Annotated in this window: 23 protein-coding genes; 16 read left to right on the plus strand and 7 right to left on the minus strand. The window is 40.1% G+C overall.

Annotated features, from left to right (window positions below; translation table 11 throughout):
- Positions 1 to 15 precede the first annotated feature (15 nt).
- Positions 16 to 579: a YciE/YciF ferroxidase family protein gene (locus OQ268_RS10190; protein ID WP_265856018.1), complete on the minus strand. Its 564-nt coding sequence runs from the start codon at positions 577 to 579 to the stop codon at positions 16 to 18.
- Between the two features lie 186 nt (positions 580 to 765).
- On the opposite strand from OQ268_RS10190, the gene OQ268_RS10195 reads away from it, so the two are divergent.
- From OQ268_RS10195 to OQ268_RS10220, 6 genes are all read left to right on the plus strand, one after another.
- Positions 766 to 1,041, plus strand: a complete 276-nt coding sequence (locus tag OQ268_RS10195; RefSeq protein WP_265856019.1) for a SelT/SelW/SelH family protein — start codon at positions 766 to 768, stop codon at positions 1,039 to 1,041.
- Positions 1,042 to 1,170: 129 nt separating this feature from the next.
- A complete protein-coding gene (locus tag OQ268_RS10200) occupies positions 1,171 to 2,553 on the plus strand; it encodes a mercuric reductase (protein ID WP_265856020.1) in 1,383 nt (460 codons plus the stop codon).
- Position 2,554: 1 nt separating this feature from the next.
- Positions 2,555 to 3,508: an ABC transporter ATP-binding protein gene (locus OQ268_RS10205; protein ID WP_265856021.1), complete on the plus strand. Its 954-nt coding sequence runs from the start codon at positions 2,555 to 2,557 to the stop codon at positions 3,506 to 3,508.
- Positions 3,501 to 5,072, plus strand: a complete 1,572-nt coding sequence (locus OQ268_RS10210) for an ABC transporter permease/substrate-binding protein (RefSeq protein WP_265856022.1) — start codon at positions 3,501 to 3,503, stop codon at positions 5,070 to 5,072. The genes OQ268_RS10205 and OQ268_RS10210 overlap by 8 nt, the downstream gene beginning before the upstream one ends.
- Positions 5,072 to 6,220 carry an ergothioneine biosynthesis protein EgtB gene (egtB, locus tag OQ268_RS10215; protein ID WP_265856023.1) on the plus strand — a complete coding sequence of 383 codons (1,149 nt, stop codon included), beginning with the start codon at positions 5,072 to 5,074 and terminating at the stop codon, positions 6,218 to 6,220. The genes OQ268_RS10210 and egtB overlap by 1 nt, the downstream gene beginning before the upstream one ends.
- A gap of 5 nt (positions 6,221 to 6,225) precedes the next feature.
- The gene (locus OQ268_RS10220) at positions 6,226 to 7,197 is read left to right on the plus strand and encodes an L-histidine N(alpha)-methyltransferase (RefSeq protein WP_265856024.1); all 972 of its coding nucleotides are present in this window, start codon (positions 6,226 to 6,228) and stop codon (positions 7,195 to 7,197) included.
- 21 nt (positions 7,198 to 7,218) lie between these two features.
- Here the strand turns inward: OQ268_RS10220 and OQ268_RS10225 are convergent, their stop codons facing one another.
- The 3 genes from OQ268_RS10225 to pta form a co-directional block, all read right to left on the minus strand.
- The gene (locus OQ268_RS10225; protein ID WP_265856025.1) at positions 7,219 to 8,304 is read right to left on the minus strand and encodes an aminotransferase class V-fold PLP-dependent enzyme; all 1,086 of its coding nucleotides are present in this window, start codon (positions 8,302 to 8,304) and stop codon (positions 7,219 to 7,221) included.
- A 63-nt stretch (positions 8,305 to 8,367) separates the two neighbouring features.
- Complete coding sequence (locus OQ268_RS10230; RefSeq protein WP_265856026.1) at positions 8,368 to 9,582, minus strand: acetate/propionate family kinase; 1,215 nt, start codon at positions 9,580 to 9,582, stop codon at positions 8,368 to 8,370.
- A gap of 3 nt (positions 9,583 to 9,585) precedes the next feature.
- Positions 9,586 to 11,802, minus strand: coding sequence for a phosphate acetyltransferase (gene pta / locus OQ268_RS10235; protein ID WP_265856027.1), 2,217 nt, complete (start codon positions 11,800 to 11,802; stop codon positions 9,586 to 9,588).
- Positions 11,803 to 11,894: 92 nt separating this feature from the next.
- Here pta and OQ268_RS10240 point away from each other — a divergent pair, with 92 nt between their 5' ends.
- Both OQ268_RS10240 and OQ268_RS10245 read left to right on the plus strand, forming a co-directional pair.
- Positions 11,895 to 12,902 carry an LLM class flavin-dependent oxidoreductase gene (locus tag OQ268_RS10240; RefSeq protein ID WP_265856028.1) on the plus strand — a complete coding sequence of 336 codons (1,008 nt, stop codon included), beginning with the start codon at positions 11,895 to 11,897 and terminating at the stop codon, positions 12,900 to 12,902.
- Positions 12,903 to 12,991: 89 nt separating this feature from the next.
- Positions 12,992 to 13,813 (plus strand): hypothetical protein, encoded by an 822-nt coding sequence (locus OQ268_RS10245; RefSeq protein ID WP_265856029.1) that lies wholly within the window; start codon positions 12,992 to 12,994, stop codon positions 13,811 to 13,813.
- Here OQ268_RS10245 and OQ268_RS10250 read toward each other — a convergent pair.
- The 3 genes from OQ268_RS10250 to OQ268_RS10260 form a co-directional block, all read right to left on the minus strand.
- A complete protein-coding gene (locus OQ268_RS10250) occupies positions 13,810 to 14,028 on the minus strand; it encodes a DUF6965 family protein (RefSeq protein ID WP_265856030.1) in 219 nt (72 codons plus the stop codon). The genes OQ268_RS10245 and OQ268_RS10250 overlap by 4 nt on opposite strands.
- A gap of 82 nt (positions 14,029 to 14,110) precedes the next feature.
- Positions 14,111 to 14,809, minus strand: coding sequence for a DUF421 domain-containing protein (locus OQ268_RS10255; protein ID WP_265856031.1), 699 nt, complete (start codon positions 14,807 to 14,809; stop codon positions 14,111 to 14,113).
- A gap of 141 nt (positions 14,810 to 14,950) precedes the next feature.
- Positions 14,951 to 15,151 carry a YtxH domain-containing protein gene (locus tag OQ268_RS10260; RefSeq protein WP_265856032.1) on the minus strand — a complete coding sequence of 67 codons (201 nt, stop codon included), beginning with the start codon at positions 15,149 to 15,151 and terminating at the stop codon, positions 14,951 to 14,953.
- 171 nt (positions 15,152 to 15,322) lie between these two features.
- On the opposite strand from OQ268_RS10260, the gene OQ268_RS10265 reads away from it, so the two are divergent.
- The 8 genes from OQ268_RS10265 (at position 15,323) to ccoN (ending at position 26,032) form a co-directional block, all read left to right on the plus strand.
- Entirely contained in the window at positions 15,323 to 17,092 is a 1,770-nt protein-coding gene (locus OQ268_RS10265) for a hypothetical protein (protein ID WP_265856033.1), read from the plus strand.
- Between the two features lie 66 nt (positions 17,093 to 17,158).
- Entirely contained in the window at positions 17,159 to 18,355 is a 1,197-nt protein-coding gene (locus OQ268_RS10270) for a PAS domain-containing sensor histidine kinase (RefSeq protein WP_265856034.1), read from the plus strand.
- 13 nt (positions 18,356 to 18,368) lie between these two features.
- The gene (locus OQ268_RS10275) at positions 18,369 to 19,400 is read left to right on the plus strand and encodes a response regulator (RefSeq protein ID WP_265856035.1); all 1,032 of its coding nucleotides are present in this window, start codon (positions 18,369 to 18,371) and stop codon (positions 19,398 to 19,400) included.
- An 87-nt stretch (positions 19,401 to 19,487) separates the two neighbouring features.
- Complete coding sequence (locus tag OQ268_RS10280) at positions 19,488 to 19,916, plus strand: Rossmann-fold NAD(P)-binding domain-containing protein (RefSeq protein WP_265856036.1); 429 nt, start codon at positions 19,488 to 19,490, stop codon at positions 19,914 to 19,916.
- Positions 19,916 to 21,262 (plus strand): oxygen-independent coproporphyrinogen III oxidase, encoded by a 1,347-nt coding sequence (gene hemN, locus OQ268_RS10285; protein ID WP_265856037.1) that lies wholly within the window; start codon positions 19,916 to 19,918, stop codon positions 21,260 to 21,262. The genes OQ268_RS10280 and hemN overlap by 1 nt, the downstream gene beginning before the upstream one ends.
- 4 nt (positions 21,263 to 21,266) lie before the next feature.
- Positions 21,267 to 23,657, plus strand: a complete 2,391-nt coding sequence (locus tag OQ268_RS10290; RefSeq protein ID WP_265856038.1) for a heavy metal translocating P-type ATPase — start codon at positions 21,267 to 21,269, stop codon at positions 23,655 to 23,657.
- Complete coding sequence (gene ccoS / locus OQ268_RS10295; protein ID WP_265856039.1) at positions 23,654 to 23,830, plus strand: cbb3-type cytochrome oxidase assembly protein CcoS; 177 nt, start codon at positions 23,654 to 23,656, stop codon at positions 23,828 to 23,830. The genes OQ268_RS10290 and ccoS overlap by 4 nt, the downstream gene beginning before the upstream one ends.
- 63 nt (positions 23,831 to 23,893) lie before the next feature.
- Positions 23,894 to 26,032 (plus strand): cytochrome-c oxidase, cbb3-type subunit I, encoded by a 2,139-nt coding sequence (gene ccoN, locus OQ268_RS10300; protein ID WP_265856040.1) that lies wholly within the window; start codon positions 23,894 to 23,896, stop codon positions 26,030 to 26,032.
- Position 26,033 lies beyond the last annotated feature (1 nt).

Genomic DNA, 26,033 nt, shown 5'->3' on the forward strand with positions numbered 1-26,033 from the left:
ATGGGGCTTTAATTATTATTCTGCTGCAGCCTGGTCGTTAATGGTGCCCTCGGCAATTTCTGTGAGCGCTACATCTGTCGCTTTTTCATTTTCAAGGGTTTTATTCAACAATTCGGCAATTTCGGTGTGGCCCATATTGTTTGCAAAAACACGTAGGGTTCCGTAGGTAGCAATCTCGTAATGTTCTACTTTTTGGGCTGCTAAAATCAATCCGGCATCCCTAATCATGGTGCCTTTTTCGGTTTCCTCAATGATGCCGTTCGCTTCCTCGAGTAGTCCTGCCATAGCATCGCATTTTTTTGCAACTGCCTTTTCATCCAGTAAAGAGAAAATTTCTTCTAAAGTTGCAATATGTGCTTCAGTTTCGCCGGTGTGCTTATCAAATGCGGCAATAAGCGATTCACTTGTCGCAGCTTTTTTCATTTTCGGGAGTGCCTTAGAAAGATGCTTCTCTGCCCAATAAATATCTTTTAATTCATCTACAAAAAATTCATGAAACTCTGAATTTTCCATTTTACCTGATTTTTTCGCAGGTTTTTTTGCGGCACCTTTTGCAGCCGTAGTTTTCTGTGTTGCCATGTTTTTATGGTTAGTTTATATAAACAACTCAGGGTTTTAATAAAGGTTTAGCAGAAAGCTAATTCGCGTATTTGTACCTGGTTTATCTGCAATGATCTGTTTTTTACGCTAACAATAGACGCTCATGTGCGATAAAATCGTTGCAACACCAAATATTTCGTCCAAAAAAAAACTTAATTTGCTTAAATGAAACCGACAATTACCATTAGTTATTGTCCACGTTGTGGATGGATGCTCCGTTCTGCTTATATGGTACAAGAGTTATTGACAACTTTTAGTGAAAAATTACAAGGCGTAATGTTGTGTCCAAGCGAAAAAGGGGGCGAATTTGTTATTAAAACCAATGAAACAACAATCTTTGATAGGGAAGCGGCGGGACGTTTTCCAGAAATAAAGGAGTTAAAAAAATTAGTGCGGGATTACATCGATCCGCAGATGAGCCTGGGTCATACAGATCGTTAGCCAAACGTTATTGGTTATTGTGGATTTATAAATCAGGTTCACTTCAAACAAAGGCGATGTTATAAAGTTATTAAATCTACAAACCAATTCTTAAAAGGTTAAATTAGTATCTGAAGTAAAATTATGATTATGAAACATTATGATGCAATCATTATCGGTGCAGGCCAGGCAGGTGTTCCCTTAGCTAAAAAAATGGCCGAAGCTGGAAAGAAGACGGCGCTTATCGAAAAACGTATGGTTGGAGGTACATGCATCAACGATGGTTGTACACCAACTAAAGCAATGGTTGCATCTGCCCGTGCAGTTTATCAAGCAAAAAAATCGGCTGAACTGGGTGTAATTACTGGTGATGTAAGGGTTGATTTTAAACAGGTAAAGAAGCGCAAGGACGATATCGTAGCAAGCTTTAAAGGAGGAGCAGAAAAAGGAATAGAAGAAACAAAGAACCTTAAATTGTATATGGGTGAAGCAGTTTTTACTGCAGAAAAAGAAATTGTAGTCAAATCTAAGTCGGGTAAGGAAACGCATTTAAGTGCAGATTTAATTTTTATCAACACTGGTGCTCAGACCCGAATTCCGGATATTGAAGGTTTGCAGGATGTAGATTACCTAACTTCAACCAGCATTTTAGATTTAGATGAAGTTCCTGAGCATTTAATCGTGCTTGGTGGAAATTATATTGGTTTAGAATTTGGTCAAATGTTCAAGCGGTTTGGTAGTAGAGTAACTATTTTAGAGAAGGCAGCACATATCATCTCAAAAGAAGATAAAGATATTTCAGAGAATCTGACCGATATTTTGATAGAGGAAGGGATAGAAATTGTAACTAACGTGAACGTGGAGAAGGTTGGATGGAATGGTGATCAGATTGAAGTAATACTAAACAACGGTAAAAAACAGCGTAAAATAAAGGGTAGCCATTTGCTTATTGCGGTGGGCAGAACCCCACAGACTAAATCGCTAGGACTTGAATTTTGTGGTGTTGCTACTGATGATCATGGCCATATCACTGTTAATAGCCAGTTGGAAACCAACGTAAAAGGAATTTATGCACTTGGAGATGTAAAAGGCGGACCGGCTTTCACCCACATTGCCTATAATGATTATACAATTGTTTACCGTAACCTAGTCGAACAAAAAAACTTCACAACTGAAAACCGCCCGGTGCCATATTGCATGTTTACCGACCCACAATTGGGGAGAATTGGTATTTCTGAAGAGGAAGCCAAAAAGCAGCAGTTGAACTATGAAGTTGCCGTGTTGCCGATGAAAAATGTTGCACGCGGTATAGAAACAGGCGAAACCCGTGGCATGATGAAGGCGGTTGTAGACAAGCAGACGAAAGAAATTCTCGGCGCAGCCATTCTTGCGCCAGAGGGTGGAGAAATCATGTCGGTGTTACAGTTGGCAATGGAAGGTGGCATTACTTACGATAAGATTCGATATGGTGTATTTGCACATCCAACATACGCTGAGTCGCTAAACAATCTATTTATGAAAATTCTTCCTTAAGATGATCAGGCTAGAAAACGTTAGTAAAAGTTTTGGTCAGGTTCGTGGCGTGCGTTCGGTATCATTCGAAGTTAAAGCAGGAGAAAACTTAATTCTTCTGGGTACTAGCGGATGCGGTAAAACGACCACTTTAAAGATGATTAATCGCCTGATTGAGCCAAGTGAAGGAAGAATGTTTTTTAATGAAGTGGATATCATAAAGGAAGATCCTGAAGCTTTGCGCAGAAAAATGGGTTTCGTTATGCAGAATATTGGATTATTTCCACACTATACCATTTACGAAAACGTGGCGGTAGTACCGAAACTACTCGGATGGGATAAACCAAAAATTGATAGCCGGGTACAAGATCTGCTGGCTAAATTACATCTTCCGACAGATTGCTTGCAAAAGTTTCCCCATCAATTGAGTGGTGGCCAAAAGCAACGTGTAGGTCTAGCTAGAGCGCTAATTGCCAATCCACCAGTACTGTTAATGGATGAGCCTTTCGGCGCCTTAGACAATGTTACCCGCACAAAAATCCGTAAGGAGTTTAAAGACCTGGATGAACTAAAAACAAAAACTATTGTGATGGTTACCCACGATATTCAGGAAGCCTTTGAAATGGGCGATCGCATTTGCCTGATGGATAAAGGAGAGGTAGTTCAAATTGGGACGCCAAAAGAGCTGTTGTACCACCCAATAAATGAATTCGCCAGGAATTTTTTTAATGGAGATCGGTTGACGCTAGGCTTCCGACTGACCACTTTGGATGATCTTGCAAGCCAATTTGCAAATGATGGAAACGTTGAGGCTACACTGTTAGGTGCAGATTTAAGTGTCTGGGACGCCCTGTCAACTTTCCAACCTGGTAACGAGCGGCTTGGTTTCAAAACAAGCGATGGCGCTCTTAAAACTTTCACTTACCAAACACTTACGCAGGCTTTTAATCATTATCAAATGCAGCACCATGAATGAAAACTCGCAAACGCTTTGGCAATTCATTGCAGAACAGTCTGATAAGCTTCTAAACCAAACATTACAACATCTGGGTTTAACATTTATTTCGCTTTTTTTAGCCGTAGCAGTCGGACTGCCCATTGGGATCCTGATTGCCAGAAAACGAAAACTTTCTGCATCGGTTTTGGGTTTCGCTGGCATCCTGCAAACCATCCCAAGTATTGCTTTACTCGGATTTATGATTCCTTTGCTGGGCATTGGCGCCAAGCCGGCCATTGTGGCTTTGCTTATCTATGCGCTATTGCCAATTATCAGAAACACGTATACGGGCATTGTTGGTGTTGATGCCGATGTAAAAGAAGCCGCTAAGGCTATGGGTATGAGTAAGATGCAAGTACTGTTCAAAGTAGAACTTCCATTGGCCATGCCTGTTATTCTTGCCGGAATACGAACAGCAACAGTAATTAATGTTGGTGTGGCTACACTGGCTTCCTACATCGCAGCTGGCGGTTTGGGTGAATTTATTTTCGGGGGCATCTCACTCAATAACAGCAATATGATTTTAGCCGGAGCAATTCCGGCTGCTTTGCTGGCGGTGATATTAGATTTGGCACTCGCATCCCTTCAAAAATTAGATTTCCGAAAAGCAAAAAAATTAATTGTTGCGCTTCCCGTGGTCTGCTTGGTTTTAAGTGGGTTTTACCTGTTGCCCAAAGCTTATGCCGGTGCACTTACCGCCGGTTTTACACCAGAATTTATGGGCAGGCAAGATGGCGATTTAGGACTCAAATCTGCCTATGGTTTAAAAATCCATACCATTGTAATTAGTGATGCAGTGATGTACAAAGCGGCATACGAGAAAGAACTTGATGTAATTAGCGGTTATTCTACCGATGGAAGATTAAAAGCTTTCGACCTAAAAATATTGGAAGATAACAAGGGCATTTTCCCACCATATTATGCAGCACCGATTGCCTCCAAAACTGCTTTGGCCAACTTTCCCGAACTGGAAAGCACTTTGAATTTATTGGCAGGAAAAATTACCGATGATGTAATGACGGACTTGAATTACAAAACCGATTATCTGCACCAAACGCCCGAGCGGGTTGCCAAAGATTTCTTAGTGAGCATCGGTTTATACAAAGCATCCAGCGGTGGTAAAAATGGTACGGTACGCATAGGTTCTAAAATCTTTGGCGAGCAATATATTTTAGCAGAAATGTACAGCATGCTTATTAAGGGCTATACCAATTACGATGTGGCCACCAAAACCGGGCTTGGTGGTACAAAAATTTGTTTTGATGCTTTGATGAATAATCAGATAGATTTTTATCCAGAATATACAGGCACGGGTTTGTTGGTTTTACTTAAGCCCGATGCCAGATTGGCCAAAAAAATTGCCCACAACAAGGACAGCACTTACCAGTTTGTAAGTAAGAGCTTTGATAGAAAGTTTAACATTAAGTGGTTAAAGCCTATTGGTTTTAATAATTCGTATGCTTTAATGATGCGTCGAAAACAATCAAAAGCATTAAATGTTAATACCATAACTGACCTTAAGAATTATCTAGATAAAAATTAATGAGCTTAATTGAGCAATACAAGGCCGTTCGTAAACATTCTGAATTTATTTGTGAGCCCTTACAAACTGAAGATTATGTAGTGCAGCCAGTGGTTGATGTTAGTCCGCCTAAATGGCATTTAGGGCATACCACTTGGTTTTTCGAAACCTTTATATTAATTCCACACGCAAAAGCTTACCAGGTTTTTCATCCAGAATATAACTATGTTTTTAACAGTTACTATGAAACTGTGGGCGCCCGTGTTATCAGAACAGATCGTGGTAATTTAAGTCGCCCGAGTGTTAACGAAGTATACCAGTATCGGCAATATGTTGATGATGCGATGATTAATTTTTTAGCCACAGAAGTCGATTCATCGGTAGAAGAATTGCTGCATCTTGGCTTTAATCATGAGCAACAACACCAGGAGCTTCTACTGTGCGATATTAAATTTGTATTAGGTAACAACCCGCTTTTCCCGGTTTATTCAACTAAAACAACAGAGCATTTCGAACAGCAAAAAGCGCCGGAAATGATTCAGCTTGAAGAAGGGATTTATGAAATTGGATACGAAGGAGATGGATTTTGTTTCGATAACGAGTTAAACAGGCATAAAGTTTACCTTAACCAGTTTTCTATTAGTAGCGAATTGGTGAGCAATGAAGAATACATGAGCTTTATTGCCGATGGCGGATACCAGAATTTTAGCTTTTGGCATGCCGAAGGTTGGGATTGGGTTTGGAGTAACAATGTATCATCGCCCATGTATTGGCATCAAATTGACGGCAAATGGTTCAATTATACACTCAAAGGATTATCGCCACTAAATCCTAAGGAATATGTTAGCCACATCAGTTACTTCGAGGCTTATGCGTTCGCCAGTTGGAAAGGCATGCGGTTACCAACAGAATTTGAGTGGGAAGCTGCGGCAAAAACCTTTCAATGGGGTAGGCGTTGGGAGTGGACAGAGAGTGCATACCTGCCTTATCCGGGATTTAGTAAAGCGCCCGGTGCGATTGGCGAGTATAACGGGAAATTTATGGTAAGCCAAAAAGTACTTCGTGGGGCATCTGTTGCCACCCCGGAAAATCACGGTAGAGTAACTTATAGAAATTTTTTCCACCCGAATTTAAGGTGGCAGTTTACCGGTATCAGATTAGCAAAATAAACATTATGAGTACAATGATTACACCACCCACCGCTATTAATACTGCATTTTTAAACGATGTACTTACAGGCTTAAAAGCTCATAAAAAATCGCTGAGTTCTAAATATTTTTATGACGAAACTGGCGATTATATCTTTCAGCAAATTATGGATATGGAAGAATATTATCTTACCAATGCTGAAATGGAAATATTAAAAGATCAATCAGAAACGCTAAGCGATTTAATTGTAGCTGAAGGTAGTGCATTCGATTTGATTGAGTTGGGCGCCGGGGATGCCACAAAGTCTATTCACTTATTGAAGTCGTTGCTGAGTCGTGAAGTAGATTTTACTTACCTGCCGATAGATATTTCTGCCCACGTAATTAGCGATTTGGAAGAAACACTTCCCACCAAACTTCCCAATTTAAAAATGGAAGGTTTAAATGGCGATTACTTTGCGATGGTGAAAAAAGCCAATGCCTTATCTTCGAGGAGAAAAGTTTTGTTATTTATGGGCGCAAATATCGGCAACATGAATACAACCGAGGCGGAGGATTTTTGTCGTGCGCTGAGAAGTGAATTATCAACAGATGATTTGTTAATTATTGGTTTCGACCTGAAGAAAAATCCACAACAGATTTTGGCCGCTTATAATGATGCCGCAGGAATTACCCGCTCGTTTAACATCAATCTATTACATCGAATTAATAAAGAACTGCAAGCCAATTTCGTGGTCGAGAATTTTGATCATTATGCTACATACGATCCTGAAACTGGTGCGTGTAAAAGCTATTTGATTAGCCTCACAGATCAGCTTGTAAATGTTGGTAGCGAAGAGATTCATTTTTTGGAAAATGAACATATTTACATGGAGATCTCACAAAAATACGCGTTACCAGAAACCGATCAATTGGCAGGTAAAACTGGTTTCATACCGGTTGCCCACTTATTCGATCAACGCCGATATTTTGTAGATGCCATTTGGAAAGCTGGATAATTCATCGCCAGTGGCAAATATTTACGTTCTTTTGCCATCTAGTACACTTAATAACTTTTGTAAATCTTCTTCGGTGTTGTAGAAATGGAATGAAATTCTGGTACCGGTACCTCGTGGAGAGCAAACAACTCGCTCATGCTGCAGCTGTTGAACCAAGTTGTTATCCAGTTGCATACTCATGATAGTTGATGCATCTTGCTGTCTAACTAGGAACTCAGGAATTAAACCTCTGTCAAACAAAGCAATCCTGGCTTTACTCGCAAGTGCTTGCGTGTGCGCCTCAATTGCCTCAATGCCAATCTTTTTAATCAATTTAATACCTTCATTCAACGATCCAAAATTTAAGGTATCGAGGTGGCCTGGTTCAAAACAATAGGCTAACAATGCTTTGCCCTTTAAAAATGGAAGCGCAGGAAGTGGGAACTGTTTTTTTTCGTTATAAATATTATTTGCAAGTTGTTCAGATATTAAAACGAAGCCATTACCATAACCAGACAGCAGCCATTTATAGCCACTGGTCAACAGCGCATCGAGGCCAGAATTGTTAAAGTGAATAGGTACTGTACCACAAAATTGTGTACCATCGCCAATAAGCAACAAATCTGGATAATTTTCTTTCAATTCCCGGATAAACTTCGGGCGCATGCGATAACCACTGATATATTGTACCACACTAAATGCAAATACAGTGGGCTTAAATTTTTCAATGGCCGCCAATACGTTAGCTTCTAAATTTTCATCGATATCGATAAAATGATGCTCGAATCCCCTGCTGATCACCGGATAAGCTACTGATGGATATTCCTCGTTAAGCAATAAAAAACGGTGTGTTCTAGCCAATCCATCAATCAAGGTATTAAATCCGAAGGAGAAGTTTGGTGTTAAAAAAGTACGTGAGATTTCTCCTTGAAAAAAATCTGCAATATTAGTTCTTAATTCATCAATGATGGGAGCATTTTCCATTCTGAAGACACTTCCGCCTTTGATAAAGGCTTCATCGTGTGTTCTTCGCCATTGCGCTAAATCGGTAGAAAGAATACCGGAATTCGCCGTATTCAGATAGGTATAATCTTTCAGTATTGGAAAAGATTCAGCTAAGTTCATCATTGAAATATAATACTATTTTAACTTTTAGTGATTATTTAAGATTTTTAGGATTTGCCCTTTCCTTTACTCGGGTTCAATAGATTTTGCAAGCAAGCCGTAGCTCTGGTGCGCAATTTCATACTCTTCGTTTGTTGGGATTACCAGAATCTTTACTTTGGATTCATTGGTATTAATTTCCATTATTCCGCCAGCATATTCGCTATTTCTGTCAAGGTCTATTTCTATGCCAAGATAAGAAAGTGCTGTGCAAACGGCAGCCCTCATGTCCTTGTCATTTTCTCCAACGCCTGCGGTAAAAATCATGGCATCAATACCATTTAATACGGCAGCATAAGCGCCAATGAACTTCTTAATACGATAAGCGTAAAGATGTAGGGCCAAAATTGCATCCTCATTTCCTTCGTTGGCCATTTTTCTGATGTCACGCATGTCGCTGGAACCTCCAACACCTAACAATCCAGATTCTTTATTAAACAAGGTGCTTAATTGGCTTAGGCTATAGCCTGCATGTTCAATGAGATGGAACACTACCGATGGATCGATATCGCCAGAGCGTGTACCCATCATTAACCCGCTTAAAGGCCCAAAACCCATACTTGTATCTACAGATTGGCCATCTTTAATAGCAGTTATGCTACATCCATTGCCCAGGTGAATACTGATAATTTTTGCGTCTTTTTTATTTAGCCAACGCAAAGCCTGCTCGCTTACATACCGGTGGCTAGTACCGTGAAAACCATATACGCGAATGCCATCCTCTTTATAAAAACGTTCTGGAATGGCATATCTAAAAGCCTTTTGCGGAATGGTTTGGTGAAATGCCGTATCGAAAACAGCCACTTGTTTTGCTTTAGGGAATGTTTGCTCTGCAACCTCAATGCACTTTAAATTTACAGGGTTGTGCAAAGGTGCCAAAGAAAAAAGCTTTCTGATCAGGTCTTTTACTTCTGCTGTAATGAGCGTAGGACCCGAGAAATTTTCTCCTCCATGCACCACCCGATGCCCTACTGCAGCAATTTCATCGGGACTAGAAATTACCGCTTGTTCACCCTCGCTTAGTAATGCTAATACTTGTTTCAAACCATTACCATGATCGGGGATGAATGCCGATTTTTCAATTACCACTTTCTCCGTAACTAAATAAACCGTGTGTTTAATGTACGATCCCTCTATACCGATGCGTTCTACCAAACCGCTCGAAATGGGTGCCTGGTTAGGCATTCTAAACAACTGGTATTTTAAGGAACTGCTGCCAGCGTTAATAACTAAAATGTTCATGCTTTATTTAATATCTTGGCATTGAATGGCCGTAATTACTACTGTGTTAAAAATATCGTCTACGGTACAGCCGCGGCTTAAATCGTTTATCGGTTTATTTAAACCTTGTAACATGGGGCCAATAGCTAATGCGCCTGTTTCTCGTTGTACAGCCTTGTAAGTGTTATTTCCCGTATTCAAATCCGGAAAAATTAATACACTGGCTCTTCCGGCAACTTCCGAATTGGGCATTTTTTGTTTTCCTATTTTCGGATCAACGGCAGCATCATACTGGATTGGGCCTTCTATTTTTAGTTCAGGATGCCGTGCTCTAACAATAGCGGTTGCCTCGCGAACACGTTCCACATCTTCCCCTTCACCAGAAGTGCCCGACGAATAGGAGAGCATCGCGATTCGGGGTTCGATGCCAAATTTCGCACTGCTTTCTGCAGAAGAAATGGCGATTTCTGCCAACTGTTGGGCAGTAGGATTGGGGTTAACTGCACAGTCGCCAAAAATAGCAACACGCTCTGGCAGGCACATAAAAAAGATACTCGAAACAACAGAAACCCCGGGGCGGGTTTTAACGAACTGCAAAGCCGGCCTAATGGTATGTTGTGTAGTATGTACCGCACCCGAAACCATTCCGTCGGCATCGCCTTTATAAACCATCATGGTGCCAAAATAAGATACATCAGTCATCATATCTCTTGCCATTTCCAGGTTCACATTTTTCGCTTTGCGTAACTCGTGCAAACTTTCTACATAATTATCGTACTGTGGTGAATGTGCAGGGTTGTGAATATGGATGGCGTTAATGTCTAAATTTAATCCCAATCTTTTTATAGATGTACCAATTTCAAGTGGATCGCCAAGCAGGGTAATTTCTACAATATCCTGGGCTACTAATTTCTCTGTGGCCTTTAAAATTCGCTCATCATTCCCCTCGGGAAGTACAATATGTTTTTTCTCTCGTTTTGCCCATTTAACCAGTTGGTATTGAAACATATGCGGGGTTATGCCCTGGTAACTAAACGTGATGATTTTGTCGTCTAGTGCTTCCAGATCCACATGTCGTTCAAAAATATCAATAGCCATCTCGATTTTCTTTTTATTATCGATGGTAATTTTAGAATGGATGGCGCCAATAGTGGTTGTTGTTTCAAAAGTGCCATTTGGAACGGATATAATTGGGATGATGGTTTGTAAGCCTTCAATCAGCTTAATCATAGGCTCGTCTGGTAAACTCCCTGCGGTTAAAACTATTCCCGCTATCTTCGGATAGTTAGCCGACAAGTTTGCCTGCAAAGAACCAATAATGATGTCACCCCGATCTCCAGGAGTTACAATCAACAAGTTATCTTTGATGTGTCTTAAAAAATTTGGCAACATCATAGCGCCGGTCACAAAATTATCTACCTGGTTATCCATTAAATCGGCACCAAATAAGACCTCTGCATTTAAGGCAGCCGTAATTTCTTTCATGGTAGGGCTTTGCAAGCTATTTTCTACCGGAATAACCGCAATAAGCAGTTCTGCAGGTAATTGGTTTGTTAAAGCCTGTTTTATCCGCTCGGCCTCATCAGGATTTACCATATTGGCAACTACTCCTAAAACCTGCACATCTCGAAGCAAAAAATTGCGGTAAATGTTAATAGCGGATTTGAAAAGCTGACTGGCGGATTTTCCTTTGCCAGAAACGACAATGAGTACCGGAGCACCAAGGTTTTTTGCCATCAATGCGTTCGACTCAAACTCGAAAGCACTTCCTTCTCCCAAAAAGTCGCTTCCTTCAATTACGGTAAAATCGTAATTGTCTTCTAACATTTTATACTTGCTGATGATGGTATTGATAATCGCTCCGCTATCATCTGATTGATGAAGCATATCTTGCCTGGTAAATGCAAATGCATCTTCATATCTAACAGGAAGCGAGAAATAATCAAGCATTGCTTCTACATGTTTATCTTTCTTATCTGGATCTTCTTGTGCAATGATTGGCTTAAAATAACCTACTTTTTTCGTTTTAGCCAAAAGCATGTTTATCATACCAAAGGCGATAACCGATTTTCCGGTATAAGGTTCTGCAGATGCAATAAAGATGTTTTTTGTCATAGCATAAAAAAAGGAAGTGATAAATACGAAACGTTGGCAATATAAGTCGAAAAATCTAAAATCGATAGAAATAAAGCTAACATCTAAGATTCTTTGGAAAGATCCCGCTCGCCAAAATAAAGTCATTTAACTGTTGGTTAGGGGTCATTTGTATTGAGTGAAACTATTTGTTTGTTTAATTACCGATATTTTTGCAATACATTACCAATTCAACAGAAATGAACAACAATCGCCTACAACATATCCCATATTCCGTTCTAGATTTAGCTACTGTAATCGACGGCTCTACCGCTGCCGATACCTTTAAAGCCAGTTTGCAGGTTGCCCAACAGTCTGAGGCATTGGGCTACAAACGTTATTGGTTTGCCGAGCACCACAACATGGCCGGGGTAGCCAGTTCTGCCACTTCCATTCTTATTGGCCATGTTGCAGGTGGTACTAAAAGCATTCGTGTCGGTTCTGGCGGTATTATGCTTCCTAACCATGCACCACTTATTGTTGCAGAACAATTTGGTACGTTGGCTTCACTGTATCCCAATAGGATTGATTTGGGTTTAGGGAGGGCCCCTGGTACCGATCAGGTAACGGCTATGGCCATTCGTGGAGAAAATTTTAATGCCGCTCATTACTTTCCTAAAGACGTAGAAAAACTACAACAGTTGTTTTCTGCTGATAATCTTAATGCTTCGGTAAGAGCAATCCCTGGAGAAGGATTAGAGATTCCAATCTGGATACTTGGTTCGAGTACCGACAGTGCCAGGCTCGCCGCGGCTAAAGGTTTACCATACGCCTTTGCCAGTCACTTTGCACCTACATATTTCGAACAGGCCATTGCCATTTACAAAGATAACTTTAAACCCTCGGCAACATTGAGTGCGCCATATGTAATGGCATGCGTAAATGTGGTTGCAGCCGATACTGATGAGCAAGCAGATTTTCTCTCGAGCTCTGTAAAACGTATGTTTCTTGGCGTCATTACTGGAAAACGCGAAAAACTAAAGCCGCCTTTTGACAACATTAACAATTATTGGGATAGAATGGAAAAAGAGGCAGTAGAACAAATGCTTTACTATTCTTTTATAGGTGGAAAAGAAAGTATTAGGCAAAATTTAACAGCCTTTGTAGATAAGTATGGTGTAAATGAAATCATGAGTACATCTCATATTTATGATCTGGATGCGAAGCTCCATTCGAATAAGCTTTTAGCTGAAATTTTTGTTGGATAGACGAAAAAATGCATGTTTACCGTAGCTAAAAAATAATAATTAGCTAAAACCATATCCATTTTCGCATTGTTGATTTTTAAAAGGATTAGATGATGAGCGAAAATACCAAAGAAAAATTTAAAACGGGAATTGCATTTGATGCGCTTCAAGCAGTAGGTCATGGCCTAGGAATTCATACTACACGTCCGGCAATAAAAACAAGAGTTGCCAAAAAATTTCATTTTGTAGATCAACTCATGCAAGTAGCTTTTGGTCCAAGATTATCCGGTTCGGCGAAAAATAAGCGTTTGATAGAGCTTAGCGGACTGGGTGTTATTGCTGGTTATTCGCTGTATAAAGGAATAAAACGGAATAACGCTGCGTTGTTGATCGAAGGGTTATTTTTCAGTGCCACGCTTGCGACAGTAGCCCTTGGCTCTTCGAGATGGTTTAAATCAAGGAGAACACCGTTGTTGGCAAACAGGTTGTACCGAGAAAAGTATGTTTTTGATATTAAAACCGAAACTGGTGTTAAATCAGTCGAAATTGAGAACTTGGGTGAATCATTCTCTGTTAAGATAAATGGCGAAAAGAAAGGTTTCTTATGGCGAGATTTAAATAAAAATCCAGAGTGGAATACGCCGAACGAGGCACTTAAACCCCATATGAAAGAAATTTTGCATCACCTTTCCCATATCTTTACCAGAAAAGAATTTCCTGCCATTGTTAAAGGTAATTACCCAGAAGTGGTTGCAGCAAGATGGCTTGATACGGGGCAATTGAAAGTTGTAGTAGCAGACCACGCCGATTTTGAGGTCTTCAAAACTTTTTTCGAGGATGAAATTCACAACCTTGTAACCTTTGATGCATCTTTTCCAATCATCTTAACCAACCAAAACAGAACGCAAAATGTATTGTTGCAGGTTAATTAAGCGTTTGCTTCAATAAGCAATTTTAGCAATTTCAAGCGGTAAATTATGGGCTGACTAACCTTAGCATCGGGGTTTTGTTTTAGTGGTGTAAAATGGCTTTCCAAAAAATAATCGTAATCGGTAATAACGGTAGCCTCATTTAAAAAAATAGGAACTTCCTGTTTCCCGGCTTGTGCAAAGAAATCTTCTAATTGCTGTATATCCTGTAAAGTCATGTTGCAAAGCTACAAATCAGAAATGCGTTCTGCCTTTATAGACGGGTTAAAATTTGCATGTGCTTCTACAAGAGCATAATAGTTATGTTACCCGGTAATTCTTGATTGCCATAACCCATTCCTTACGCCCGCAAACCTTACAGATATGTTTGCCTTCGGTGGCAACATGGACTACAGATCCGCAAAAAGTGCAGGCATAAATCCCAATTTTGTGGATATGCTCAACCTTTTTCTCGAAGAGATCTGGCAATACAGGTAGTCCGTATTTTACATCTTCATCGCTATAAAAATATATACTCATCGTTCCAGAAGTTTCCAATATTGCTGTTTCTATTTGCCCAAGATGCGAAATGCCCTGCTGGCGCAACTCTGCAAAAAATTCATCCTTTGCCAAGGTTTCCTTTTTAAAATCTTCAATGTTAAATTTTCCTCCTCTAATGAGGTAGACACATTTACCTTCAATTAAATCATCAAACTTTTCGCTTTTCGCCGTTAAATAGGTTGTAAATCGGTAAGCGCCTACAATGATGATAAAGATAATAATCGGTATAAGTAAGCCGATTTCTTTATAAAACATAGGGTCGCCAGCGGCAGAACCGAGGCTGATAATAACCACCAGCTCAAAAACTGATAACTGCCTTACCCCACGCTTGCCGAGTAACCTCAATCCGAATAAAATGATAAAATACATTACAAGGGTGCGCAATGCAATTTCCATCAAGAATTCGAAGTTTTCCTCACCAATTAAAAATTGTTTCCAATCAATATCAACTAACATCATTTATTCAATTGTATAAAAAAAGCAAGGATTTGAAGATTTTCTACATCTTCAAATCCTTGCCAGTGTGCATATTAATTCCGGAAATATTTACAGAAAGAGAATTGGTTCTGCAACTTTTTTGGGCCTGCGAAAACCCGATATTCATCTGGTTAAGTCGCTTTCAGCTGCGCTCATTCTTCCTTCTAAATCTCTTTGGAAACCTTTAGTTTTTTCTTTCCATTCCGGAGCTTTATCTTTTAAATCGTCGATTACAGATTTACCGGTAATTTGATCTTTCTTTGTTACGTATTTGAAGCCTGCATAAACTGCAGCGCCAATTAATGCTGTTTTTAAAAGTCCCATATTATTTTTTCTTTTTTAATATTAACAGTTTTGTATGGCAAAGGTTTGAGCGAGTTAACATTTATGTATCCTGAAGGTTAAAAAAAATGAGATCAATCACTTTTTTTTGTAAGCTAAATTTTAATGCAGGCGTGGCCTAATTTATAGGTTTGCGCCTAAATCATTTTGAGCATGTTACACACCTTTCATATTCCGGTTTTAGGCTTAGGTTATTCTATTGATACACCACTAAAAGTTTCTCGATACGGTATTTCATCAGTTCTATCCATTGTTGATGATGATTTAATTGAAAGGGTGCACGGCTACCATTGCCGAACAAATAATTTGCCATATACACCGATTCTAAAAACGGAAACCGACTCCAGGGCGAAACGTATTAAAAGTTATTTAAATTTTTTGGCTGACGCCATCAACAAACAGTTTGAAGATTTAAAGCAACTAGATTTTGAGAAAGGAAACGATCTATGTCGATATTTCGAGTTTCTGCCTTCTGGTTCTTCGCTTCGAAATGGCTACGAGCTAATGATGGATGAAGCCGATGGAATTGCCAAAGAGAGATTTAAACGCATCCTTAAGCAACAGATGAAAATGGGTGCCATTGATGTAAATATTATGGCTAAGGTAGATCGAATGGCTCAGGCAGTACCAACAATTCCAGATGAAGTGAATTCTGACGCACTTGCTGCGCTGCGTGGCTTCGCCGAAAGCAAGCTCCAATCTTCGCTAGTTCTCTCGGCAGGCATGAACCCTCGCTTGTATCAGTATATCAGTACTTTTCCAGATTTTTTTCCTGATACGAAAGGTGTCTTCAGAAAGAAAATAATATTAAAAGTTAGCGACTTCCGCTCAGCCATAATTCAGGCGAAGTTTCTGGCGAAAAAGGGCCTATGGGTAAGCGAATTTAGAATCGAATCTGGTTTAAATTGTGGCGGCCATGCCTTTGCTACGGCGGGTTATTTACTTGGTCCTATTTTAGAAGAGTTTAAACAGAAAAGGAAAGTAATGCTCGAAGAGCTATTTAATATATACACAAACACGCTAGGGCCCAGTACCTATTTTGCTGCAGCTCCAGCCCAGCGCATAACCGCACAAGGTGGGATAGGAACTGCTGAAGAACACCAGTTCTTGCTGCGGCATTATGGTTTAGATGCAATAGGCTGGGGAAGTCCGTTTTTATTGGTACCAGAAGTTACCAATGTAGATCATGAAACCCTTGTAGCATTGCAGCAAGCCAAGGCAGACGACTTTTATTTAAGCAATGCTTCACCTTTAGGTATTCAATTTAATAACTTTAAAAATAGCAGTAGCGAAAAACAGCGCTTAGTAAGGATAAAGGAGAGAAAACCAGGCAGCCCTTGCACAAAGAAATTACTGTGCACAAATACCGAATTTACCGATGAACCCATTTGTACGGCTTCCAGGAAATATCAACATCAAAAAATAAAGCAGTTGCAAAGTTTAGATCTTAGCGAAGCTGCGTATCAGAAGGAATTTGATTTTATCACTGAGAAAATATGCCTTTGCGAAGGCTTATGTACATCTACCTATCTTAAGTATAAAATTACTAAACCAAAAACATCAACAGCGGTAGCCATTTGCCCGGGGCCAAACCTGGCCTATTTCTCCAGCAACTACCTGCTCGAAGAAATGGTAGCTCATATTTATGGGAGGTTAGATTTATTGGAAAACGTAAACCGTCCTCATGTTTTCATTAAAGAGATAAGTTTATATATGGCTTATCTGCAAGGCGAATTTAGGCAACTTTACGATAACTTTAGCGCTAAGAAAAAACAGTATACCGAACAATTTAGAGATCAATTGCAGCAAGGTATTGCTTATTACAGATTGCTTTTTATTCAGATTGCGTTAAATACCAGTTGGCCAATAAATGAAATTCAGCAGGAATTACATCACTTTTCGGCTACACTAGCCACGCTTTAAATCGTTTAAAAGACGAAATACATTGGCCAAAAGCGTTATATTTAACAGATATACAACACGTTTAATATGGATAGATCGAAGTTCTTGGATGCCATAATTGAAAACGCCATTGATGGCATTATTACAATCGATGATAGGGGAACAATTGAGCATCTCAATCCATCGGCATTGCAATTATTTGGCTACGAGAAAGCAGAATTGGTGGGTAAAAATGTTTCCGTATTGATGCCCGCACCTGATAAAGCTCGGCATGATGGCTACATCCAAAATTACAATGAAACGGGTAAAAAACACATCATTGGCATTGGTAGGGAAGTGCATGGACAAAAAAAAGATGGTACAACTTTTCCTTTTAGGTTGGGTGTAAGCGAAGTGAAGTTTAGCGACCGCAAAATTTATACTGGTTTTATTCACGATTTAACTAAAGAAAAAGCTAACGAAGAGCAGATTAAATCCTATACCGAAAAATTAGAGGTTAAAATCAAAGAGCGAACTCAAGATTTGGTCAAGCTGGTATCAGAGTTAGAGATGGCAAAAGAAAACATGCGGGCGCTGTTTCAGAAAGAGAAGGAACTAAATCAGCTAAAAACACGCTTTGTTTCGATGGCTTCGCACGAGTTTAGAACGCCATTAAGCTCCATGCAATTATCTGCCTCGTTAATAGATAAGTATACTAGTAAAAGCGATGTAGCTAACGTAGAAAAACACACCGCCAAAATTAAGAACTCAATTAATAATCTTACAACTATTCTTAACGATTTTTTATCGTTAGAAAAGCTTGAAGCAGGTAAGGTAGAAGTAGCTGCGCAAACTTTTAATATCATCAGCTTTGCTGAAGAAATTGCGGAAGAGATGCAACTGATGACCAAACAAAATCAACACATCATTTACGAGCACCAGGGTATAACAGCCAAGGTGCTGCTCGATGCCAACTTACTTAAAAATTGTATCATCAATTTAATTTCCAATGCCATAAAATATTCTGGCGAGGATACTTTGATTCAGTTTAACAGTATCCTTAAAGTTGATGAACTGGTAATTGAAGTACGAGACAATGGAATTGGAATTCCGGCAGCAGACCAACATAATTTATTCGAACCATTTTTTAGGGCACATAATACTGGAGATATTCCTGGTACTGGCTTGGGTTTAAATATTGTTAGGCGCTACGCTACGCTGATGAATGGCCAAGTGTTTTGCAAAAGCGAACAAAATTTAGGTACAATATTTACATTAACGTTCCCTTTATCTGCATCATCATAACTGATTTAATCCCATGAAAAAGAAAGTTTTAATTATCGAAGATAACGACGACATTAGAGAAGGCACTGCAGAAGTTTTAGATTTGGCAGGTTATGAAACCTATACAGCCAAACATGGCAAATTGGGCGTGGATTTAGCGCTAAAACACTTACCAGATGTTATCCTTTGTGATATTATGATGCCCGAGCTTGACGGTTATGGTGTGCTTTATCTGCTCAATAAAAATCAAAAAACCGCTAACATTCCCTTCATATTCATTACCGCTAAAACCGAACGATCTGACATGCGCAAAGGCATGGAAATGGGCGCAGATGATTACCTAACCAAACCTTTTGATGATTTGGAATTGTTTAAGGCGATAGAGAGCAGGTTCAAGAAAAAACAACAATTTGCCAATATGGGCATTTCTACCAGCAATTTTGAGGAAGCCTTAGATGACTTGAAAAGCAGAGGCAAACACAGAACGGTTTCGGCTAAACAAGTTATTTATATAGAAGATGATGAACCAACCCATTTGTATTATTTAGTAGAGGGGCAGGTTAAAACTTATAAACGTTTTAAAGATGGGCGAGAGCTTTCATCAGGGCTATACCACCACGGCGACTTTTTTGGTTACGAAAGCCTTTGCAATGGCGTAGCGTACACCGAGAATGCGGCAACCTTATCGGCAGCTAAAATTATTCAGATTCCCAAGTTAGATTTTCTGGAATATTTGCTTACACACCAGGCCATTTCCAAAAAGTTTATCAGTCTTCTTTCAGAAAATGTGCAGGATAAAGGCCAGCAAATGCTACAGCTGGCTTACTCCTCAGTTAGAAAACGGGTTGCAGAAGCGCTATTGCAAGTTGCTGTAAAGTTTGGGACTGGTGATAACGACACCTGTACCATTAAAATAGCTAGAGATGATTTGGCCGCTTTGGTGGGTACCGCAAGCGAAACTGTTAGTAGAATGTTAGCCGATTTTAAGGATGAAAAATTGATTGATAAGACTGGCAATGCCATCAATATCTTATCGATAAAGAAGCTGAAACAAGTAAAGCAATAAGGTGATGAACATCACTTTTTAGACTAAGCATCCTCACCATCTATTATTGGCCTCTCACATAGCTTTGTGTTACTAGAAAACATGTACATGAAAGCAATAGCCTACAACATAAGACCCGATGAAAAGGAATGGTTAGTTTTGGCCAATTACAAAAAACACGACATTACCATCATTGCCAACAGCTTAACAGCAGATACTTTGCCGTTTGCCGAAGGCAAAGAAGTTTTATTGGTTTTTAATAATGACGATTTAAGCGATTTGCTCATCGCCGGATTAAAATCGCTCGGCATCCGTTACATTGCCACCTCATCTTCAGAAACAAAACATTTAGATTTGATAGCAGCCGGCAAGGCAGGTATGAAAGTGGCAAATGTGCCATTATTATCGGGTAAGGCCGACCCAAAATCTCGCATGGAGCAAGTGATTCGTAACCTCGACCAGTGGGCTGCGGGCAAATGTTTAGGTAAGGCTTGCTGCTGCCAAAATAATTGTGGTGCAAGTAAAGCCTTAAAGTGATGGATAGCGCAAAGCTTTTGAAAAAGTATAATGTAGCAGCGCCGCGTTATACCAGTTATCCTACAGTGCCTTATTGGGATAATGACCAATTTAATGCAGAAGCATGGGCACAAGCCGTACAATTTACATACAACAAACATGCTGATGAGGGCATAAGCTTATACATTCACCTGCCTTTTTGCGAAAGTTTGTGTACATATTGTGGTTGTAATACCAGAATTACCAAAAATCATGCAGTAGAACTTCCTTACATCAAAGCTGTATTAGCAGAGTGGGAGATGTATGTAGCACTTTTAGGTGAAGCACCGCTCATCAGCGAGCTTCATCTTGGCGGAGGTACACCAACATTTTTTAGTGCACAAAACCTTCGTGTTCTAGTTCAAGGCATTTTGGCTTCAGCTAAGCAAAGCAATAAGGCCGAATTTTCTTTTGAGGCGCATCCAGCGAACACAACAGAAGATCATCTCAAAACCTTGTTTCAATTGGGTTTTAAACGGTTAAGTTTAGGGATTCAGGATTTCGATCCGAAAGTACAGCTGATGATTAATCGGTTTCAAACTCCTGCAGAAGTAGCTGCTGTTACCAAAATGGCTCGTAAAATTGGGTATACCTCCATCAATTTCGATCTCATATATGGCTTGCCTTGTCAAAATCTGGTGGGCTTAAGCGAAACATTAAATGAAGTGATCGCCATGCGGCCAGATAGAATTGCCTTTTACAGTTATGCTCACGTACCTTGGTTAAAACCGGTTCAAAGGCATTATACCGAACTAGATTTGCCTACCGGCGATGAAAAATTTGCACTTTACCAACTAGGAAAATCTTTCTTTCTGCATGCAGGTTATGCTGATGTAGGGATGGATCACTTCGCCTTAAAAACAGATCCGCTTTTTAAAGCCAGTTTAACGCGGCAACTCCATCGCAATTTTATGGGATACACTAATCAACATACCCATTTACTTATTGGATTAGGCGTGTCATCAATTAGCGATTGCTGGGGTGCCTTTGCCCAAAATCCGAAAACCTTAGCCAGCTATCTGGAAAAAATTAATCTAGGGCAACTGGCGGTAGAAAAAGGGCATTTACTTACCGAGCAAGATCTCAGTATTCGCCAGCATATTTTAAACATCATGTGTAAAGATACTACTAAGTATAATGATGATATTCCTAAAAGAGTTTTTCATCGTCTAGCGCCGCTTATTGATGACCAATTAATTTTTGTTAATGATAACGAGATTAAGGTTTCTTTGTTAGGAAAATCGTTCTTGCGCAATATTTGCATGGCTTTCGACGAAAAACTTTGGCTCAAGCAACCACAATCTCAGCTCTTTAGCACCGCAATTTAATATTATGAAAGGAATTGAATCCGTTGTAATCCAGTCCGCGTGCTACCATTGTGGCGAAGATTTACCTGCGGCTAAATATCAGTTGCATGAGAAGGATTTTTGCTGTGCGGGGTGCATGGGCGTTTACAAAATTCTTTCCGAAAATCAGCTCTGCAGTTACTACCAATACCATGCACATCCTGGTCAGCGGGGCCAATCTGGTACTCATTTAGCCTATCTGGATGAGCAAAGTATTATTAATCAGCTTATTGATTATCGTGACGAGAAATCTACAATCGTGTCTTTTTATATCCCTGCTATTCATTGCAGTTCTTGTATCTGGCTGCTCGAGCATTTGTATAAAATTGATTCATCCATTTTTAGTTCGCGAATAGATTTTATGCGGAAAGAGGTAACCATCACCTTTAATCACACAAAAATTTCCTTGCGGCAATTGGTTCAGATACTTAACGAAATTGGCTACGAACCACTGATTAGTCTTCAGGATGTGGTAAAGGAAAAACATAGCACTGCCGATAAGCAATTAGTTATTAAAATAGCAACCGCCGGATTTTTAATGGGCAATGTGATGCTGTTTAGCTTCCCAGCTTATTTTGGGCTATCAAGCTTAGAGAAACAATTTCAGCAACTTTTCGGCTGGCTTAATTTTGCTTTTGCTATACCCGCCACGTTTTATTGTGGAAAGGATTATTTTCGCTCTGCAATTACCAGTATTAAGCATAGGCACATTAATCTCGATACGCCTTTAGCCTTAATTATGGCGGTATTGTTTCTCCGAACAGCTTTTGAAATTTTATTCCATGCCGGCCCAGGTTTCGCAGATACACTTACCGGTTTGGTGTTTTTGCTATTAATGGGTAAATGGCTAAAACAGCGTACCTATAGTCACATTTCTTTTGATAGGGATTATCGTTCTTACTTCCCGCTTGCGGTAACCAAATTAATGGAAGGTATAGAAAAACCAGTGGCTATTAGCGAACTCAAGATTGGTGATCGCCTTTGGATTAGAAATAGTGAATTAATTCCTGCTGATGCCATTTTGATGAAAGGCGATGCATGGCTGGATATGAGTTTTGTAACGGGCGAATCAGCTCCTGTGCATAAGGTGTTGGGAGAGATTCTATATGCTGGTGCTAAGCAAACGGCTCAAGCCATTGAAGTGGAAGTGGTTAAGCCAGTATCTCAAAGCTATTTAACTGGATTATGGAACAAAGATAATTATAAAAGCAATACCCAAAAACGCACTTTTAACGATCGAATTGCGAAGTATTTCACTTTAGGCGTTTTTATTATTGCCTGTATGGCTACTGGCTATTGGCTAACCCAACACGACATCAACCGGGCTTGGTCGGCCTTTACTGCTGTAATTATTGTGGCCTGCCCATGTGTTTTGGCATTAAGCACTCCGTTTACATTATCTTCCATCTTATCTATCTTCGATAAGAAAGGCTTTTACGTGAAAAATACCGATGCGGTAGAAGACTTGGCCAACTGTGATACCATCGTGTTTGATAAAACAGGTACGCTTACCTGCACCGAGCGTGCCGAGGTGATATTTGAAGGGGCGCTGAGCAACACGGAAAAAGTAATGGTAGCCTCTTTGTTTCGGAATTCTTCCCATCCGCTAAGTAGGCACATTTTAACCAGTTTGAATATAGCAGATTTCTACCCGGTGTATGAGTATATAGAAACCCCTGGTAAAGGTTTATCTGGTAGTGTAAATGGTTCTAAAATATATGCAGGTCAGCTAGCACTGCTGCCATTTCAGTTAGCACAGCAGGTGGAAAACAATGGAGTGCACATTATCATCAACAGAAAGTATAAAGGTACATTTACTCTTCGGCAGCAATGGCGACCAGGCATAAAGTCATTGGTAGAGAAACTTATTCCCCACTATTCGCTTAATATTCTTTCTGGCGATAGCAACAAAGATCAGGAGTACCTGCACAGCGTTTTTACTGGTAGTACCACCATAAAATTTGGCCAAACCCCACATCAAAAGCTAGAAGCCATTTTGCTCTTACAACAAGCACAAAAGAAAGTGATGATGCTGGGCGATGGATTAAACGATGCTGGCGCTTTGAAGCAAAGTAACTTTGGTATTGCATTAACAGATAACATTAACAATTTTACACCTGGCTGCGATGCAATTATGAAAGGTGATGCATTGTTCCTGTTGCAGCAGTTCATTCAGCTCAGCAAAGGCGGTTTGAGAATCATCAAGTGGAGTTTCGCCATTGCCATTGCTTATAATAGTATAGGGATTTACTTCGCCGTTCAGGGGAGGTTATTTCCTTTAGTTGCAGCTGTACTTATGCCCATTAGCACCATCACCATTATCTGTTTCACCACCATCGCTACGCGGATTTTGGCTCGTAAATACCAGTTAAGATGAATATCCTTTATTTTTTAGTGGGATGTAGTGTGCTGATGGCCATCATATTTCTTGGCGCTTTCTTGTGGGCAACAAAAACCGGTCAGCATGATGACGTATACACGCCAGGTGTACGCATATTGTTTGATGATGAGCTAGTGGAAAATAGTGAAGAAGATCACTTTTCTAACTAAGCCAAATCATCATCGGCTACTGGTACACCCAATACCTTTGAATTATAGATACAACCAAAATTTATGCAAATAGACAAATTTACGTACGATAACAAAATTGTAAGAAACTTCGGAATTGCCACACTGGTATGGGGCATTATAGGTATGTCGGTAGGACTTTTAGTCGCTATGCAACTATTCAAACCTGCAATGAATTTAGGTAACCAGTATACCACCTTCGGTAGAATAAGACCCTTACACACCAATGCAGTTATCTTTGCATTTGTAGGAAATGCCATTTTTATGGGGGTTTATTATTCTCTTCAGCGTTTGCTTAAGGCCAGAATGTTTAGCGATGCATTGAGTAAAATTCATTTTTGGGGATGGCAACTTATTATTGTTGCAGCAGCCATTACCCTGCCATTGGGCTTTACTACCTCGCATGAATATGCAGAATTAGAATGGCCGATAGATATTGTCATAACTATCATCTGGGTAGTTTTTGGAATTAATATGTTTGGTACCATTATTAAAAGGAGAGAGCGCCACCTGTATGTGGCCATCTGGTTTTACATTGCAACCTTTGTTACCATTGCCGTGTTGCATATTGTGAACTCATTTGAGTTACCAATCTCGTTCTTTAAAAGCTACTATATTTATGCCGGTGTGCAAGATGCTTTGGTACAATGGTGGTACGGGCACAACGCGGTCGCCTTTTTCTTAACAACGCCCTATTTAGGAATGATGTATTACTTCCTGCCTAAAATGGCCGGGCGACCTGTGTATTCCTATAAACTCAGCATCCTTCACTTTTGGTCGCTTATTTTCATTTACATCTGGGCTGGGCCACATCACTTATTATATACTTCTTTGCCAGGTTGGGCGCAGTCTCTGGGTGTAGCATTTTCTATTATGCTAATCGCACCGAGCTGGGGTGGAATGATCAATGGCCTGCTTACCCTTCGCGGTGCGTGGGATAAAGTGCGGGAAGACGTAACGCTTAAATTTATGGTTGTGGCTTTAACAGCCTATGGCATGGCCACCTTCGAAGGGCCAATGCTATCCTTAAAACAGATTAACGGCGTTGCTCACTTTACCGACTGGATTGTGGCTCATGTGCATGTAGGCGCCCTAGGATGGAACGGTTTTTTAACCTTTGGTATCTTGTATTGGCTTATCCCGCGTATTTATAAAACTAACCTACACTCTAAAAAATTGGCGGCTTTTCATTTTTGGATTGGCACTTTAGGAATTCTTTTCTATGCCATTCCCATGTATTGGGCTGGTTTTACACAAGGATTGATGTGGAAGGAGTTTACAGCCGAAGGAATGCTGAAATACCCCAACTTTTTAAGCACAACGCTGCAAATAATCCCCATGCATGTTTTGCGTTCCATTGGTGGTGCCTTGTACCTTGGTGGTGTAATGGTTATGACTTATAACTTAGCCAAAACCATGCGTAGCGCAAGGCTTGTTGCGAATGAGCCTGCAGAGGCCATGCCCCTCGCATTGATAATTTCGCACGAAAGTGCAGCGGATAAAACCTGGCATCGGGTATTAGAACGCAAACCCATTAAATTTATGGTAATGTCGCTCATCATTATTCTTATTGGTGGAATGGTAGAGATGATGCCAACGTTTACTATCCAATCAAATGTGCCTACTATCGCCAGTGTTAAACCGTATACGGCTTTAGAACTGCAAGGTCGCGATCTTTATATTAGGGAAGGTTGTGTAAATTGCCACTCGCAAACCGTTCGCCCTTTCCGTTCGGAAACAGAGCGTTATGGCGAATATAGTAAAGCTGGCGAATTTGTTTACGACCATCCTTTTTTATGGGGAAGTAAGCGCACCGGGCCAGATCTGCACCGCATTGGCGGTAAGTATTCCCACGCTTGGCACTACAACCATTTGCTAGATCCAGCCTCGATGTCGCCCGGAAGCATTATGCCATCGTACCCCTGGCTAGTAAAACAAGAGTTGGATATTTCGACTACACCAGCTAAAATTAAAGCCATGCAAAAGCTCGGCGTTCCATATCAACCTGGTTATGCACAGGCAGCTAACCACGACTTGCAAATGCAAGCCAATGCTATTGCTGCAGACCTACAACAAAACAATATTAAAGTAAAAAGCAACAGGGAAATCATTGCCATCATTGCTTACCTGCAACGTTTAGGAACCGATATCAAAGCTAATAAGGAAACTATTTCAAACAACTAAC

It is taken from the genome of Pedobacter sandarakinus (genome assembly GCF_026240095.1).
Classification (GTDB): domain Bacteria; phylum Bacteroidota; class Bacteroidia; order Sphingobacteriales; family Sphingobacteriaceae; genus Pedobacter; species Pedobacter sandarakinus.

Bases quoted from the DNA above. Each gene is read 5' to 3' on its own strand.
- OQ268_RS10250 (WP_265856030.1), bottom strand. From the start codon at position 14,028: ATGACTTTACAGGATATACAGCAATTAGAAGATTTCTTTGCACAAGCC.
- pta (WP_265856027.1), bottom strand. From the start codon at position 11,802: ATGACTTTATTTTGGCGAGCGGGATCTTTCCAAAGAATCTTAGATGTT.
- ccoS (WP_265856039.1), top strand. From the start codon at position 23,654: ATGAATATCCTTTATTTTTTAGTGGGATGTAGTGTGCTGATGGCCATC.
- OQ268_RS10210 (WP_265856022.1), top strand. From the start codon at position 3,501: ATGAATGAAAACTCGCAAACGCTTTGGCAATTCATTGCAGAACAGTCT.
- OQ268_RS10190 (WP_265856018.1), bottom strand. From the start codon at position 579: ATGGCAACACAGAAAACTACGGCTGCAAAAGGTGCCGCAAAAAAACCT.
- OQ268_RS10265 (WP_265856033.1), top strand. From the start codon at position 15,323: ATGTTACACACCTTTCATATTCCGGTTTTAGGCTTAGGTTATTCTATT.
- ccoN (WP_265856040.1), top strand. From the start codon at position 23,894: ATGCAAATAGACAAATTTACGTACGATAACAAAATTGTAAGAAACTTC.
- OQ268_RS10275 (WP_265856035.1), top strand. From the start codon at position 18,369: ATGAAAAAGAAAGTTTTAATTATCGAAGATAACGACGACATTAGAGAA.
- hemN (WP_265856037.1), top strand. From the start codon at position 19,916: ATGGATAGCGCAAAGCTTTTGAAAAAGTATAATGTAGCAGCGCCGCGT.
- OQ268_RS10225 (WP_265856025.1), bottom strand. From the start codon at position 8,304: ATGATGAACTTAGCTGAATCTTTTCCAATACTGAAAGATTATACCTAT.
- OQ268_RS10195 (WP_265856019.1), top strand. From the start codon at position 766: ATGAAACCGACAATTACCATTAGTTATTGTCCACGTTGTGGATGGATG.
- OQ268_RS10260 (WP_265856032.1), bottom strand. From the start codon at position 15,151: ATGGGACTTTTAAAAACAGCATTAATTGGCGCTGCAGTTTATGCAGGC.
- OQ268_RS10220 (WP_265856024.1), top strand. From the start codon at position 6,226: ATGAGTACAATGATTACACCACCCACCGCTATTAATACTGCATTTTTA.
- OQ268_RS10240 (WP_265856028.1), top strand. From the start codon at position 11,895: ATGAACAACAATCGCCTACAACATATCCCATATTCCGTTCTAGATTTA.
- OQ268_RS10205 (WP_265856021.1), top strand. From the start codon at position 2,555: ATGATCAGGCTAGAAAACGTTAGTAAAAGTTTTGGTCAGGTTCGTGGC.
- egtB (WP_265856023.1), top strand. From the start codon at position 5,072: ATGAGCTTAATTGAGCAATACAAGGCCGTTCGTAAACATTCTGAATTT.
- OQ268_RS10270 (WP_265856034.1), top strand. From the start codon at position 17,159: ATGGATAGATCGAAGTTCTTGGATGCCATAATTGAAAACGCCATTGAT.
- OQ268_RS10255 (WP_265856031.1), bottom strand. From the start codon at position 14,809: ATGATGTTAGTTGATATTGATTGGAAACAATTTTTAATTGGTGAGGAA.
- OQ268_RS10200 (WP_265856020.1), top strand. From the start codon at position 1,171: ATGAAACATTATGATGCAATCATTATCGGTGCAGGCCAGGCAGGTGTT.
- OQ268_RS10230 (WP_265856026.1), bottom strand. From the start codon at position 9,582: ATGAACATTTTAGTTATTAACGCTGGCAGCAGTTCCTTAAAATACCAG.
- OQ268_RS10245 (WP_265856029.1), top strand. From the start codon at position 12,992: ATGATGAGCGAAAATACCAAAGAAAAATTTAAAACGGGAATTGCATTT.
- OQ268_RS10280 (WP_265856036.1), top strand. From the start codon at position 19,488: ATGAAAGCAATAGCCTACAACATAAGACCCGATGAAAAGGAATGGTTA.
- OQ268_RS10290 (WP_265856038.1), top strand. From the start codon at position 21,267: ATGAAAGGAATTGAATCCGTTGTAATCCAGTCCGCGTGCTACCATTGT.